The sequence below is a fragment of the Formosa sp. S-31 genome (genome assembly GCF_051172795.1).
Classification (GTDB): Bacteria; Bacteroidota; Bacteroidia; order Flavobacteriales; family Flavobacteriaceae; genus Formosa.
Genome location: NZ_JAENDK010000006.1, coordinates 99474 through 112932, shown reverse-complemented (window position 1 = coordinate 112932; position 13459 = coordinate 99474). Strand labels below are relative to the sequence as shown.

General features: G+C 37.7%; 13 protein-coding genes and 1 tRNA gene. 6 read left to right on the top strand and 8 right to left on the bottom strand.

The annotated features are described in order from the left end of the window. Positions 1-37: 37 nt before the first annotated feature. The gene (locus I3217_RS08065) at positions 38-2227 is read right to left on the bottom strand and encodes a penicillin acylase family protein (protein WP_435049246.1); all 2190 of its coding nucleotides are present in this window, start codon (positions 2225-2227) and stop codon (positions 38-40) included. 323 nt (positions 2228-2550) lie between these two features. Here I3217_RS08065 and I3217_RS08060 point away from each other — a divergent pair. After that, positions 2551-2623 (top strand) — tRNA-Gly (locus I3217_RS08060). 33 nt (positions 2624-2656) lie between these two features. Here the strand turns inward: I3217_RS08060 and pepE are convergent. Then, a complete protein-coding gene (gene pepE / locus I3217_RS08055; protein WP_435049245.1) occupies positions 2657-3364 on the bottom strand; it encodes a dipeptidase PepE in 708 nt (235 codons plus the stop codon). A 110-nt stretch (positions 3365-3474) separates the two neighbouring features. On the opposite strand from pepE, the gene I3217_RS08050 reads away from it, so the two are divergent. The 5 genes from I3217_RS08050 to I3217_RS08030 all read left to right on the top strand — a co-directional run bounded on the left by I3217_RS08050 (position 3475) and on the right by I3217_RS08030 (position 8338). Beyond that, the gene (locus I3217_RS08050; RefSeq protein ID WP_435049244.1) at positions 3475-4269 is read left to right on the top strand and encodes a carboxypeptidase-like regulatory domain-containing protein; all 795 of its coding nucleotides are present in this window, start codon (positions 3475-3477) and stop codon (positions 4267-4269) included. Between the two features lie 49 nt (positions 4270-4318). Beyond that, on the top strand, positions 4319-5032 hold the full coding sequence (locus tag I3217_RS08045; RefSeq protein ID WP_435049243.1) for a hypothetical protein: 714 nt from the start codon (positions 4319-4321) through the stop codon (positions 5030-5032). Positions 5033-5093: 61 nt separating this feature from the next. Continuing rightward, on the top strand, positions 5094-5597 hold the full coding sequence (locus tag I3217_RS08040; protein WP_435049242.1) for a DUF6702 family protein: 504 nt from the start codon (positions 5094-5096) through the stop codon (positions 5595-5597). Positions 5598-5662: 65 nt separating this feature from the next. Next, complete coding sequence (locus I3217_RS08035; protein WP_435049241.1) at positions 5663-7966, top strand: M1 family metallopeptidase; 2304 nt, start codon at positions 5663-5665, stop codon at positions 7964-7966. A 99-nt stretch (positions 7967-8065) separates the two neighbouring features. Further along, positions 8066-8338, top strand: coding sequence for a Sec-independent protein translocase subunit TatA/TatB (locus I3217_RS08030; RefSeq protein ID WP_435049240.1), 273 nt, complete (start codon positions 8066-8068; stop codon positions 8336-8338). Between the two features lie 3 nt (positions 8339-8341). On the opposite strand, the gene I3217_RS08025 is transcribed toward I3217_RS08030, so the two are convergent. From I3217_RS08025 to I3217_RS08000, 6 genes are all read right to left on the bottom strand, one after another. After that, positions 8342-8983, bottom strand: coding sequence for an O-methyltransferase (locus I3217_RS08025; RefSeq protein WP_435049239.1), 642 nt, complete (start codon positions 8981-8983; stop codon positions 8342-8344). After that, on the bottom strand, positions 8983-10065 hold the full coding sequence (locus I3217_RS08020) for an amidohydrolase family protein (RefSeq protein ID WP_435049238.1): 1083 nt from the start codon (positions 10063-10065) through the stop codon (positions 8983-8985). The genes I3217_RS08025 and I3217_RS08020 overlap by 1 nt, the downstream gene beginning before the upstream one ends. Before the next feature lie 11 nt (positions 10066-10076). Then, complete coding sequence (locus I3217_RS08015) at positions 10077-10613, bottom strand: 3-hydroxyanthranilate 3,4-dioxygenase (RefSeq protein WP_435049237.1); 537 nt, start codon at positions 10611-10613, stop codon at positions 10077-10079. Between the two features lie 162 nt (positions 10614-10775). Further along, positions 10776-11219, bottom strand: coding sequence for a hypothetical protein (locus I3217_RS08010; protein ID WP_435049236.1), 444 nt, complete (start codon positions 11217-11219; stop codon positions 10776-10778). Between the two features lies 1 nt (position 11220). Then, a complete protein-coding gene (locus tag I3217_RS08005; protein ID WP_435049235.1) occupies positions 11221-12003 on the bottom strand; it encodes an SDR family oxidoreductase in 783 nt (260 codons plus the stop codon). A gap of 8 nt (positions 12004-12011) precedes the next feature. Beyond that, the gene (locus I3217_RS08000; RefSeq protein ID WP_435049234.1) at positions 12012-13454 is read right to left on the bottom strand and encodes an aldehyde dehydrogenase; all 1443 of its coding nucleotides are present in this window, start codon (positions 13452-13454) and stop codon (positions 12012-12014) included. Positions 13455-13459 lie beyond the last annotated feature (5 nt).

Genomic DNA, 13459 nt, shown 5'->3' with positions numbered 1-13459 from the left:
AAACGGCCTCAGAATAAGTTCTGAGGCCGTTTTTCTTTTATTTAAGTTTTTCTCCAGGGTGATATTGGCTTTTAGCCCGTTTTAAAACATCTTCCTTATAATAGGGAACCGTTTTAAACTGACAATTTTGATATAGTTTTTCCTGATCTGAGAAATGAGGTGAATCTGGGTCTCCGCTCTGGCCACCAGCTAATAAGCTTTTGGCTTTTACTTTGTCGCCAAATTCTACTACGGCAACAAAACTATTGCCACGAGTGCCGTATATTTTTTTAGTGTTATTAGTGTAGTTTGCGCCATAAGCAGCCAAAGCACCCCAGGTGCCGGATGCGTAACCTATTGCGATACTTGGTTTATTGTCGTCGAAAGCCTGATAAATATCTCCGTTTATTCGTTGGTATCTGTTTATGTCTCCCCAAGGTACTTCCCAGGATCCAAAATCGTTGTGTAGTTTTTCTACAGCAAGTTCGAAAATCTTCAGGCGTTCCTCCAATGGGGAATTATGGCCCCAGTAAGCAAGGAGTTCCATAGTGCTTAAGCCTGATGGGCGTTGGACTTCCTTAAAATACATTCTACCATAGTAGTTTGCCAGACTCATGGCAACGGATTCAGTAGAAGTGGTGTAATCCCACTTACTTAGTACATCAATGGGAGCTTTCAATAATTCTTTGTGTTCAGATTGTTTGTAGGCTTCAATAAGTCCGGGAATTAAAACTTTAAAAGCCGGGAGGTAGGGATCGTAAGCTAAGGTAATGAGTTTGTCTAAGGTAAAATCTTTAGTGTCTTTTAACAGAGATATAGCATGTACACCTCTGAAGTTTTCATGATCTCGTGACATGTAAGCCGGGTAATCGGTTTTCTTCGGACTGTAATTCAAGGCTGCAGTATAAGGTGTGGAATTACAATTTTGAATCCATCCATTTTTTGGATTTAATAATAGAATATTTTCATCTACTGAATGCAAACCATTCCAGTCGGTTTTAGGATTGCTGCCGTCCACCGGAAACCGATAATCGAATTGAGTATCGCGTTTCGGTATAAAATTACCGTGAAAATAAGCAATGTTTCCCTGTGAGTCGGCGTAAACCGTATTGTTAGAGGAGTTGGTTTTTATATCCATCATGTCTCTAAATCCTTCGTAGTCACTTTGTTTTGTTCTGATAAAGGATTGTTTTAGGGCGTTAACTGGATACCACATAATGGCGGAAGCTGTCCATTGTCCATCCTCTAAATGGGTAATAGGGCCATGGTGCGTTTTATATGTGGTAAAGTTTTTTTGCTTGACTTCTTTTCCATCCTTATAATGTAAAGTGACTAGGGCAGAGTCTACCGGTTTAAGCGTATTTCCATATTGGTAAAATAGTCTGGAATTTCTTTTAACTACGGTTTCCTTAAATTCATCTATCACGTCAACATCCGATGAGGTATGCATCCAGCCTGTATGCTCATTAAAACCCTGGTATACGAAAAACTGTCCCCAGGTTACAGCGCCGTAGGCATTCAGACCTTCTTCGCTAACCATATGAACTTCGCCTCTGAAATAAAATGAGGTATGTGGATTTATAAGTAATAGCGGCGCGCCTGAAGCAGTTAAATCTCCTGAAATAGCGATGCCGTTCGAGCCTTTTGGCTCTGCCATCTCCGTAAGTAGTTTTAATTTTTCGGCTTCCAGTTTCGGGAGTTCAGTGCCGTTTTCGTAAAACGCTTTTATTTTTTTTATGGAAACACGCTCGATGTCACCTCCTATAGACCCTTCGCTGAAATACATAGGCATCCAGGGTTCAAATCGGGTTAAAAGTTTTGGTTTTACTTCCGGGTGTGTGTACAGATAGTAGTTTATGCCATCGGCAAAGGCTATACATAATTGTTTTAACCATTCCGGGCTCTCGTTAAATTTTTTTTCGGCTTCGGATTGAGACATATATAGCCGGGCTCTCAAATCGCTGTACAGCGATTTTTCACCTTCAATTTCGGCCAGGCGTCCTATCGCCCAGATATAATTGTGTTCTACACGGTTAAAATCGTCTTCGCACTGTGCATATAATAGTCCGAAAACAGCGTCTGCATCTGTTTTGCCATAAATGTGAGGAACTCCGAAATTATCTCGGATAATTTCTGTGTTTTTAGCGTGGTTTTGCCAGCGTTCCTCTTCTGTTAAAGTGTTACTTGAAAAAACACTTAAAATGGAGAATAGAGTTAAAAATGCAAATAAAGAGTAGGGTTTAATCATAAAGGTTGTATAAGGTTGAAATTTTAAATGGGTTGTTATGTTCTGTTTAAATGTAAGATTTTAATGGTTTAATTAAAAATCTCAAATTCTTAAGATAGATCTTAAAATTTTTAGTTCAGAACTCCTGTTTCAATCCTTAAAAAAGTAATGATAATCCGTTTTTGAATCAGGGATATTCTAAATCTTGAATTTTTTTGAAAATATTTTTAAATCTAAAGATTTTACAATGAATATGTTAGTGTAGGTTTAACTGTTTTGGATCAAAAATCTGTATTTTTTTCTTGGAAAAGATTAAATAGTTTACCTATATTTGCATCAGAATTGCGGGAGTAGCTCAGTTGGTAGAGCGTCAGCCTTCCAAGCTGAATGTCGCCGGTTCGAACCCGGTCTCCCGCTCAAAAAATGCTTCATCGTATGATGAAGCTTTTTTTATTTCAGATGGCTTAGTGCTGTTTCAGGTTCCATTTCATAGGGAGGTTTATTGTATTCAAAAATTCTGGCTGACAAGGTGCCTTTTAATACTATAGAATTACCTTTAACTTCAAGCCAGCTGCCTTCTCTTAAACCAACAACGGGTTGCGTGTTATAAAATAAAAATTCATTGATTCGTGTTTCGCGTGTTTCTCCCATATGTGTGCTCGAAGTGTCCGGATCTAAATAATGCGGATTTAAATTAAACGGAACGCAGCCGAGTGTTTTAAAACTTGGCGGGTAAACTATAGGCATGTCATTGGTGGTGTTCATGGTCAATCCACAAATATTACTCCCGGCACTGGTGCCTAAATACGGCATGCCGTCTTTAATTTTGTTTTGTAATTCGGGTATAAGCTTATGGTCGTATAATTGTTTAACCAATACAAATGTATTTCCTCCTCCAACAAAAACGCCTTGAGCTTCATTTAGGGCTTCAATCGGCGAAGTAAAGGTGTGAATACCAATTACTTTTTTATCTATTATGCTAAATGCTCCAGCTGCCTTATTGGTGTATTCGTCATGGCTTATACCGCCGGGTCTGGCATAAGGAATAAATAAAATGGTAGAGGCCTCTTTAAACAGAACTTTCAAATGTGGTAGCAGGTAGTCCAGATAATCTCCTTCAAAAAGGGTGGAGGTACTTGCAATAATCATGTTTTTCATAATCGAATATTTGTTGTAAATTTAGGTAATACCTGCTTTTAACAAAAATTTAAATGCTTGTAGGATTGCCTGTACGAGATAGTGATTAACTTTATTGCAAATTATCCCTCATGAAAAATTTTATTTTATTCTGTTTTATTTTAGTTTCCTGTAACGTATTGTTGGCACAGGATGTTGGTCGCGTTCTGGTTAAAGGTAATATAGTGGTTGTAAATGCAGAAAATGCTGAAGGCGTTACTGTGTTTAACCAGTCTACCAATAAAGGTACGGTGACTGATGAAAAAGGGTATTTTGAACTGGAAATGGGACTTTTTGATGAATTAGAATTTCATGCGCTTCAATTTGAAACGATAAATGTAAAGATAGATGAGGATGTTATGAAATCGAAACAGTTAACAGTGTTTCTTGTGGAGCATATAAACAGGTTAAACGAAGTTGTAATTTTTCCGTATGGTTTAACAGGGGATTTGCATGAAGATTTAGGGAAAATTAAAACCTTTAGTCCGGATCTGGAATCCATTAATTTGGCTTTCGGCGATATTACAGCTTACGAATTTTCGGCCGATTACCATACTCAAGTAGATAATACAATTCTTAGAGAAGGCGAATATTATAATGGTGCCGATTTGGTTAAAATTACTAATTGGTTAATAAAACCTTTATTTGGTAAGAAGGAAACGAAACAGGAAGCTGCCATCCGAAAAACGAATGAAACCTTTGGAATACGTGGTGTCTATTCGCAGACATTCATAGCTGATAATTTTGGTATTCCGGGGGATAGAGTCGATGATTTTATAGACTATATCGATGAAAAAGGAGTTAATCCTGAACTTTATAAATCTGGTAACGAATTGGAATTGTTAGAATTTTTGTCTGAAGAAAGTAAAGCCTTTTTAAATCAATAGTGTGTGTTTAAGGGTATTCGTATTCCTGTTTTTGGGCTTTCCCGTTTTAATGTCTGGTCAATCAATTGAAATTAAAGGAACGATTTCTGGCGATGACGATATCGAGAATATTCATATAATAAATAAGACATCTCAAAGGTTTACGGTATCTAATAGATTCGGGGAGTTCGTTATTGAAGCCAGGCTTAACGATACTATTGTATTTAGTGCCATCCAGTACACTACTTTAGAGGTTATTGTTAACCCAGCAATATTTGCTTCAAAGGTTTTGGATGTCGAGATGGTAGAGCATGTCAATACACTTAGTGAAGTTATTGTGGGTAAGGTGCTTACGGGGAATTTGTTTTCAGATGTTCAGAATTCTACTGCTCGGCCCGATATTAATTTTTACGATGTTGGGATACAGGGATATATGGGGAAGCAAAAAACACAACCAGAACGACGTTTACATGAAGCTACTACTGGAGGTGGCATAGTGCCTTTAAATCCCATAATCAACGCTATAACAGGCAGAACCAAAATGCTTAAACAACATATTGCACTCGAGAGAAAAGACGATTTAATACATAATATTAAAGCACGATTGTCTCACGATTTTTTTACAGAACACCCTTTAGGCGATACGTATAAAATGGATTTTTATTATTTCTGTGCAGATGATCCGCTTTTTATGAATCGTTGTAAAAACAAAAGCGATATCGAAATTCTGATATTTTTAAATGAAAAGTATATACAGTATATTGAAAATCAAAAAACTGATTAAAAAAGTGTCGAAATGTTAAGTGCATCGTAAAATTGTTACATTTGCGAATCAACATGAATTTATGAAATCCCTTAAAATTATTCTTCTTACGTTCGTATTGCCACTTGTGGCATTTACAACGGCGCATAAATATTACGTAAGCATTACCGAAATAGAATTTGTGCCTAAACAAAAATCTGTTCAGATTATAAGCCGCATTTTTATAGACGATTTAGAAAAACTTATACGTACACGTTTCGACAAAAGCATCACACTGGCTGTTAAGGATGAAAATCCTCAGGTCGATTTTTACCTTAAAAAATATCTTAAAGAGAAAATTCAAATAAAAATTAACGGTGCGCCGGTAAATTTAAATGTTTTAGGAAAGGAATACGACGACGATATAGCAATCTGTTATATAGAAATTACCAATGTAGCTACTGTGGACACTATAGAAATTACCAATCAGGTGTTAATGGATTTATATCAGGAACAGCAGAATATGATTAGACTGAATATAAATAACACCAAGAAAAGTCTAATGCTAACGTATCAAAATGATAAAGGAGTGTTAAATTTTGATTAAATCTGAATATAGCTGTGAAAAAAGTTTAATTTTCAACCCTTATTATATTTACTAACAACATTACTATGAAAAAACTGAAGTATCTTTTCCTATCGGCTGTTTTTGTTTCGGTCGGTACAATGGCTCAGGAACAACCACAACCGGAGCGAAAACCAGGGCACATAAACAACAACAAATTTAAACAGTTGTACGATGAGTTTGCAACCCCAAACATGTACAGAACAGCGTCTGGAGCACCTGGTTCTGCTTACTATCAACAGCAGGCCGATTATAAAATGGACATCACTTTAGATGATAAAGATGCTAAAATATCAGGTTTCGAAACCATTACCTATTCTAACAATTCTCCGGATGTATTAAAATACCTTTGGGTACAGTTAGATCAGAATATGCGTGCTAAAGACTCTAAAACGCCTTTAATACAAGGAGGAGGAGTAACGCCAGCGCAACAACCAGCTCAATTTGTGTCGTCTTATATGCAAGAACCATTTGATGGTGGATTCAATATCATGGCGGTTACCGATACCAGTGGAAAACCGTTAGCGCATACTATTAACAGAACTATGATGCGTGTGGAGTTACCGCAACCATTAAAACCTGGAGATAAATATTCTTTCTCTATAAAATGGTGGTACAATATTAATGACCACGTAAACGGAAGAGGGCGTTCAGGATATGAATATTTTCCTGAAGACGGTAACAGAGCTTATGTTATAGCTCAGTTTTATCCAAGAATGGCCGTTTACAACGATGTGGAAGGTTGGCAAAATTCTCAGTTCTGGGGACGTGATGAGTTTGCTTTACCATTCGGAAACTTCGAAGTAAATATTACTGTGCCTGCAGATCATATCTTAGATGGTACAGGAAAACTTACCAACAGAAAAGAGATTTTCTCTAAAGAAATGATGAAGCGTTACGAGAAAGCTAAAAAATCTTACGACAAACCGGTAGTAATTGTGACTCAGGAAGAGGCTGAAGCTGCAGAAAAATCGTTTAGCAAAGACACAAAGACCTGGAAAATGTACGCAGAGAATGTACGTGATTTCGGTTTTGCTACGTCAAGAAAATTCATCTGGGACATGATGGCTGTTAAAATCGGAAATAAAGATGTAATGGCAGTATCACTTTATCCTAAAGAAGGAAACCCGTTATGGGAAGAGTGGTCTACTAAAGCGGTTGCCGGAACTTTAACATCGTATTCTCGTATGACTTTCGACTACCCTTATCATAAAGCTATTTCTGTACATGCGAAAAATCAGGGTATGGAATATCCTATGATTTGCTGGAATTACGGTCGTCCTGAAAAAGACGGAACTTACAGCGATCGTGTAAAATTCGGAATGGTAAGTGTAATTATTCACGAGGTTGGTCATAACTTTTTCCCAATGATTGTGAATAGTGATGAGCGTCAGTGGACCTGGATGGATGAAGGTTTAAATACGTTTTTACAATACATTGCAGAGCAGGATTTTGGTAAGGCACATCCAGATGTGTTATCTGCAGGACAAACGGCATATCCGTCAAGACGCGGACCAGCACCAAAAATTATTCCTTACATGTCAGGCGATCAGGATCACATTGCACCTATCATGACTAAAGGTTTAAATACTTATAATTTTGGAGCAAATGCATACGGCAAACCAGCTACAGCTTTAAATATTTTAAGAGAAACTGTAATGGGAGAGGAGTTATTTGATTATGCTTTTAAAGAGTATACCCACCGTTGGATGTTTAAACACCCGACTCCAGAAGATTTCTTCAGAACTATGGAAGATGCTTCTGCCTTCGATTTAGACTGGTATTGGAGAGGTTGGTTCTATACTACAGACTATGTAGATATGGGAGTTAAAGAGGTTAAAAAGTATTATGTGTCTTCAGAAATTAACCAGTATACTAAAGATTTAGCTAAGCAATACGGAATGAAAGTTAGCGATTTACCTCCTTTAGTTTATATGGTTGAAGAAGGTACGGAAGAATACAACGAGAAATTGAAAAACGGAAATGCTGTAGAGAATTCGCCTACTTTAAAAGAGTATATGATGGATAACTTTACCGAAGAAGAGCGTAAAACCTTAAAAGAGCCAAAGTATTTCTATAACGTTACTTTCGAAAAACCGGGAGGACTGGTTATGCCTATCATTGTGGAATATAAATATGCCGATGGTACTTCGAAAACAGAAACATATCCGGCACAAATCTGGAGATTAAACGATAAGGAAGTAAGTAAGTCTGTAGCTTCAGATAAGGAAATTGTTGCTATAACAGTAGATCCTAATATGGAAACAGCAGATATTGATACCTCTAACAACTCATGGCCAAAACAGGTTCAGCAAAGTGAGTTCGATAAATTTAAAGAGCAATCTAACTAAGGAACTCTTAAAAATAGTGTTAAAGCCGACTTTTATAGTCGGCTTTTTGTTTTTTGTAACTAAACACTTAGTATATTTGTCTTGTTATATTTAGATTCTATGTTTTTATTCATTAGCAGCGCCGAAATTATATTTGTACTATTTATAGTAGTTATGGTATTTGGTGCCGATAAAGTGCCGGAAATAGCGCGTGGTTTAGGTAAGGGCATTAGTCAGATTAAAAATGCGACTAACGACCTTAAAAGTGAAATCACCAAAAGCGCAAATAATTCCGGTTTAGATACTTCTGTTGCTAAAGATGTCCAGAAAGAACTGAATCAGGTTAAAGACGATTTAGAAGAATTTACCGGGTCTGTAAGACGAAATATGTAAAATTTATTTTTTACGACTTATTGTAAGACCATCTCGAATGGAGAGTAAAACGGTTTCTATGCGGTCGTCTTCTTTTAAAAGTGTATTGTATTCCAATACTATTTTAGTGGTCTCGTCTTTCGGATTTAATGGCTCGATAACTTTTCCACTCCACAAAACATTATCCGATAAAATAATACCGCCAGGGTTTAATTTGTCTATTATCTGATGAAAATAGTTGATGTAATTATCTTTATCGGCATCCATAAAAATTAAATCAAATGTAGTGTCAAGCGTAGGAATAATATTTAACGCAGGACCTAGATGCTGTTTAATTTGATGTCCGTATTCTGAAGCATCAAAATATTTACGTTGAAAATCGTAAAGTTCCTCATTTATATCAATGGTGTGTAAAACGCCGTCTTTTTGAAGACCTTCGGCAAGGCATAAGGCAGAATATCCGGTGTATGTGCCTATTTCAAGTATGGTTTTAGGGCGTATCAACTTAGATAACATGCTTAAAATGCGGCCCTGATAATGACCACTTAACATGCGTGGCTGTAGTATTTTTTGGTAGGTTTCCCGGGTTAATTTTTGTAATAACTCAGGTTCGTCTTCGCTGTGTTTTACCACATAGTTGTCCAATTCTTCCGGAATAAAGTGCATTAGCCTAAAATTCTGTTTATTAACTTTTGTTTTGCGTTTTCATCATCGCCACACAACCAGCGAATTACATTGTCTTGCCAAATGGCATCGTATTCAGCTGGTGTTATGATTTCACGTTCAATGGCCAAATCTAATATTTTTCCGGGATAAGACGACTGTTTTATGCTTTCCATTTCACCAAGTGGGTAAGGGTCGTCCAGGCCCATGATAACCTGTTTTGCGCCCTGGTTTTCTACTAATAGTTTTAAAGAGCCTGTATCGTGAACTAAAGTGTCGAAGAATATGTTTTTATGGCCAACGGCTTTTCTCGGGTGATGTTTGCCTTCAAATAAATCGGGTCTGCCATCAAATCCCTGTATTCGTCTGCCTAAATTAATTTGTGCCAATTGTCCACCATGGGCAAAACAGGTTCTCATATTTGGAAATTTTTCCTGATAGCCATTTAATGTTAAAAAATGGTAGGCATCGGCACATTGAGCCAACATCCAGATTAAGTGAAAGCGCCACGAGGTGTTTTCCAGTTTTATAAATTTCTCGCCGTCGTAAGGGTGAATTTCAACAGCAAGGTTGTACTGGCTTGCCAGTTCAAAAATAGGTTCGTTTTCTTCATCAAAAATGCATCGCCAGGTGCCTATGGTATCCATATAGTGTGTTGGCAAACATAATAACTGAAGTCCTAATTCTTCTACGCAGCGTTCAATCTCCCATAATGCACCACGAACAAATCCGGGATGTACAACAAATCCGCAAGTGAATTTATTGGGATGATCGTGCTGGATTCTTGCGTTAAAATCGTTTTGAAACCGCAATGCCTTTTTCATTTCCTCAACGCGCAGTCCGTTACCATATAACTGTGATAAATTTAAAACCACAGCATGGTCTAATTTATAGCGTTCCATCCAGGCTAATTTTTCATCTAGAAAAAAACTGGAATCGGTTACGGGTCTGCTCCAGTCCTTTTGTAGCATGAATTTTCTATCCTTGTCTACCCAGAAAATACCTTTGTCTTTCATAAACTGCGGAATTTCTTCCGGGTACGGCAATAGGTGAGAATGCCCGTTTATACGAAGTTTTCGTGTCATTTGTAGGTGGCTTAGTGCTTAATTTTAACAGGTTTTGGTGCTTGCATTACAGTACCACAGTTCGGGCAGGTACGCTTGGCCTCATCGCTGTAATATTTGTCGAAAATTTTAGGCATATCTGTTTCTATGTTTTTTACGGTAAAATCTTCTTCGTATAATTTTGTAGTACAGTTTTCGCAAAACCATACTAAGGCGTCTTTCATTCCTTCCGGACGTTTGTATTCAATAACAAGACCTACAGTATTTGCTCCACGCTGAGGAGAGTGAGGTACTTTTGGAGGGAGTAAATAAATGTCTCCTTCTTTAATGTGTACATCTTTAGGTGCTCCATTATCTATAATTTTTAGAACAATATCACCTTCCACCTGATAGAAAAATTCGGGAGTTTCATTATAATGATAATCTTTTCGGTTATTTGGGCCGCCAACTACCATAACAATAAAATCGCCGTCTTTCCAGACTACTTTATTGCCTACTGGAGGTTTTAATAAATGTCTGTGTTCTTCAATCCAGGCTTTAAAATTTAAAGGAGAGACTAGGTTGCTCATAAGTAATGGTTTTTTTGCGTATCCATTTTTTTGTAAAAATGGCCGGGCCTTTTGCTGTATCTTTTTTATAGCTAAAGCAAATAAAAAAGGATGCCGCGACAGTCCCTTACGCGTTATTAGTATTGGTTTGTTATTGACTTAAAGTTACGTAAAAACTCAATTTTACTGATATGTTCTATGCTTTATTTGTTTGCCTTTTCTTAAGAATAAATCAAGAATTTCGAAATTTGGTTTACTCATATCTATAGCAACATAAATCTGATAGACTTGTTTCAAGCCTTTTTTACGTTCTTTAAAAATATTGCGCTCATACCAGACTATGGTAGTCTCGTCTTTTACCTGAGTTGTACTCTGCGATGTGATATCGTTTTTAGGATACGTTTTGTTCAGGTATCCCGATTCAATATTTAAATAGGCTTTATCTACTACATCGGGTCTTATAATATGCGGATAAATATTTTCGTGCTGGTCGTACTGAATCCAGTTTACAACCTGTTCTACAGTTTGTTGCTCGCTCAAATCTGCATTGGTGTAATTTTTAATCTGCAGCTGAGCAAACAAATTCGAACTGCAGAGTATTATAACAATAGCGGCTAAAGTTTTCATTTTACAAACATTTGGTGCGTCCACCATCTACCGGCAGGTTTATTCCATTTATATAGGCGGCGCGGTCACTGGCTAAAAAGGTTATGGCAGCAGCTGTCTCTTCGGGTTGCGCGAATCGTCTGGCGGGAATGGAATTTTTCATGGCCGTGGCGATTTGGTCTTCATTAGCTTCAGTGCTATTAGCTTTATTTTTAATTATGTCAGCAAGTCTGTCGGTTGCGGTCGCTCCGGGTAACACATTGTTTACAGTAATTCCAAACGGTCCTAATTCGTTAGCTAGGGTCTTGCTCCAACTGGCTACTGCGCCACGGATGGTATTACTAACTCCCAGACCGTCTAAAGGTTGTTTCACCGAAGTCGAAATAACATTAATAATTCTTCCGTAATGCTCGGTTTTCATAAAAGGCCCTAGAGTCTGAGTAAGGATATGGTTACATTTTAAATGATTGGTAAATGCACTTTCAAATTCTTCCAGATTTGCAGAAAAAACAGGGCCGCTTTTAGGCCCTCCGGTATTGTTAATTAAAATGTGAAAACCGTGGTTGTTGTTGATATAATCTGAAATCTTGGTTTTTAAGAGTTCCGGATTGGAAAAATCAGCCACAATATAATCGTGATTTTGGGCTGAAGGCAGCTCGGCCAAGGTTTGTTTTAATTTAGTTTCATTCCTTGCTATTAAAGTGACTTTAGCTCCTTCCTTAGCGAGTAGTATAGCGGTAGCTTTTCCTATGCCGGCTGTGCTGCCACATACTAAAGCGTATTTATTGTTTAGGTTTAAATCCATTTATAGTATTAATATTTTATACATACATTTTTAGGTTCTGTAAAAAAGCGCAGGGCTTCAAATCCACCTTCCCGACCAACACCAGAGGCTTTTGCTCCTCCAAAGGGTGTGCGTAAGTCGCGTATCATCCAGGTATTTACCCAAACAATTCCGGTTTGTAATTCCTGGCTAAAACGCATGCAGCGCTTTAGGTTGTTAGTCCATAGCGTAGCTGAAAGTCCATATTTTACTGCGTTGGCTAATTGTAAGGCTTCCGTTTCTGTTTCAAAAGACATGACTGTTACTACAGGTCCAAAGATTTCTTCCTGATTTACCCGACAAAGGTTGGAAGAGACTTCAATTACGGTTGGCTCTAAATAGTAACCTTGTTCGTGATTTTCAGGTTTCACCTGATTGCCACCACATAGAACAGTGCCATTTTCCTGTTTGGCGATGTTTATATACTGGAGTACCTTTTCCATATGCGGTTTAGAAACTAAGGCGCCAATATCTGTATCGTCTAAATTTGGAGGGCCTACTTTCAAGGCTTTAACTTTAGCTATGAAATCAGTTTTAAATTGTTCATAAATTTTGGCTTCTACATATATGCGACTGCCGCAAAGACAAATTTGCCCCTGATTGGAAAATGACGACCGCACAGTTGTATTTAACATATCGTCGTAGTCGCAATCGGCAAAAATGATATTCGGATTTTTGCCACCCAGTTCCAGAGATAGTTTCTTAAACATCGGAGCTGCCGTTCTGGCAATATGAGCCCCTGTTGAGGTGCCGCCTGTAAACGAGATAGCTTTAATTTCGGGATGTTCTATTATGGCTTGACCAGTTGATTCTCCTTTACCATGTATGATATTTAAAACCCCTTTTGGAAGTCCGGCTGCATTACAGATATCTCCCAATAGATATGCTGTTACCGGAGTAATCTCGCTTGGTTTAGCAACAACGCAATTGCCTGCAGCAATAGCTGGTGCAATTTTCCATGTAAATAAATATAAAGGTAAATTCCAGGGCGAAATGCAACCTACCACACCAAGCGGTTGCCGTAAAGTGTAATTTGTAGCATTGAAACCAATGCTGTCGTGGCTTTCGCTGGAAAATTGCGTGATGGCATGAGCGAAAAAACGAAAATTACTTGCAGCACGCGGTATATCTATACTAGCTGCAAGTTTTACAGGTTTTCCGTTGTCTTTACTTTCTGCTTTGGCAAAGTGTTCTAAATTAGCTTCCAGTAATTCTGAAATTTTTAAGAGGATATTGCTGCGTTCTTCCAGTGTAGTTTTAGACCAGGTCGAGAAGGCTTTGCTGGCGGCTAAATAAGCATTCTGGACATCGTTTTTATTTGAATCCGGTATTTTTCCGTAAACAAATCCGTTCGCCGGACAGTAATTGTCAATCCATTCATCGGAAATTGGGTCTACAAAGTCACCGTTTATAAAATTTTGAATGGTTAACATGATAA